Source organism: Alteromonas sp. IB21, from assembly GCF_016405965.1.
In the GTDB taxonomy this organism is placed as follows: domain Bacteria; phylum Pseudomonadota; class Gammaproteobacteria; order Enterobacterales; family Alteromonadaceae; genus Alteromonas.
Genome location: NZ_JAEFCD010000056.1, coordinates 1 through 1,868 on the forward strand (window position 1 = coordinate 1; position 1,868 = coordinate 1,868).

Sequence of the window (1,868 nt, forward strand, 5' to 3'; positions counted from 1 at the left end):
GTGTAGTCAAGATAAGAAAATAGGCTGATCATTGGGACTGAAAAATTCTCTCGATATGTGCAACATGATGCCTCAACACATGAGTGTTCAAGCTATATTGGCGGTGGAGCCCTTAAGCGCCAAAGTTGAAATCTCTCTGAATAACGTAATCGTCAGTTGTTATTTGTTTTGACTCAATCAGTGGCGGCGCTCTGCAAGAATTAGCGGTAATTGGTGAATCTTGCTTATCCAAATGCCAGAGTATCTTTTGGATGACGGCAGGCTCTGTAATGCATGCGATGATTTTGACATTCGCCTTTGTGCAAGCTTCGCAAATGGTAATGTCAATGTTGAATACACGTTTTAACCTCTGTGCCCATGACATGCTGCGCGCCTGGTAGGGCTTATCTGAATCTTTCAGATGCTCTGCTAAACGAGGGCTGTTCTTGCCGCGTTGTGAAGCAGTTACTTCTGCTCGTACATTGGCATTTGGCGCAAACACGCCATAAAACCGCGTCAGATTCAGTCTAGGCGGTGGTACCAAGGCAGCTAGCTTACTAATGAAGTCAATCGGCGAGAAGAATACGTGAGTCGTACCATTGCTGTAGGGTGTCTTGAGTTCGTATCTGACATTACCTGTCGTTGTGAGGCTTAAGCGTTTTTCGCTTATTGCAGGTCTTGCGATGTAACGACACAATCTTTCTAGTTTTTCTGGTTGATCTGCATCTGCGAAGACCCCTGCATGTAGGCTAAATCCAGCTATCTTTGCGAGTTGTCCTAAGTGATCAGGATCTTTTGCTTGCATGGTTTGCAAAGTAAACACTTTTTTACCAGTATCTGCACCAACTGCGATCCGGTAGCTGACCGAAGCAGCTTGCAGTGGTAACAAGCTGTCTTCATCGTTAATTGGCAAGTCCAGATAGGTATTGTCAATGTCGCGTTGAATTAGCCCTGCTTTTTCGAGATATTGTGCGATGCGCTGGCTGATGGTGTTTACCAACGCCTCCATATTGGAATGACTCGGCGCTTTGACTCGCTTAAATGTCATTTTTCCATGCTCTTGTGTGATGACACCTTCAAGGAACAGCATATGGAAATGTATATTTAAGTTAAGCGCACTACCAAAACGCTGAATGTAGGTGACTGCCCCTGTCTTAGCCTGCTTCTTCAAGTAGCCTGAACGATGGATGATGTCTGTGGAAATTGCGCGGTGAACGATTTGCAGGACGTTGCTGAGTTCTTTGGGGTATCTGGCGAGTAATAACCTTAGGGGAATAGGTAAGCTTAACACCCATTGCCTAACAGGGTAACCCTGCAATACATCATCAACCAGTAGTTTCGCACTCTCAGCCATCCTTCGAGCTCCGCAACTCGGGCAGAAACCTCTTCGCTTGCAACTGAAAGCTACAAGCTTCTCATGTTTGCAGTCATCACAGACTATGCGCAGAAATCCATGCTCAAGTCGACCACACTTAAGAAACTCTTCAAACTCTTTGATCACATGGTATGGTAATGCCTTTCCCTGAGATTGCATCATCTCGGCGAAGGCAGGGTAATGTTTCTCAACAAGTTGATAGAGCAATGTTTGCTCTGGACGATGGCGTTGATAGGTGTATTGCTCTGCAGCTAACATCAGCATCCTTGCTAATGTAAAAGTCTGTAGTGTACCTTGTTGGGCTGGTAAGTAAACTGACCAGAGTGACAGAAATTGGCAGTGGTTCGTGGTTATCTGAACGACCGGTATACGATCAGATAGCTAGTCTACAACGGAGGCTCCTCTAACGTCTGCTATTCGCTCATAGCTGCCATTAGAACCTCAATGCCTCAACGACCGCTTTACGTACATTTGAGCCGCACAGTATGTGTTTTTTTGTTAAACAACACATACT

General features: G+C 45.3%; 1 protein-coding gene. It reads right to left on the bottom strand.

Features of this window, described 5'->3' with window-relative positions:
- Positions 1 to 112 precede the first annotated feature (112 nt).
- Positions 113 to 1,612: a transposase gene (locus tag JC525_RS19655; protein ID WP_015067461.1), complete on the bottom strand. Its 1,500-nt coding sequence runs from the start codon at positions 1,610 to 1,612 to the stop codon at positions 113 to 115.
- Positions 1,613 to 1,868: the final 256 nt, after the last annotated feature.

What these genes read in the sequence shown, in the direction of transcription:
- JC525_RS19655 (WP_015067461.1), bottom strand. Translation starts at nt 1,612, where the DNA reads ATGTTAGCTGCAGAGCAATACACCTATCAACGCCATCGTCCAGAGCAA.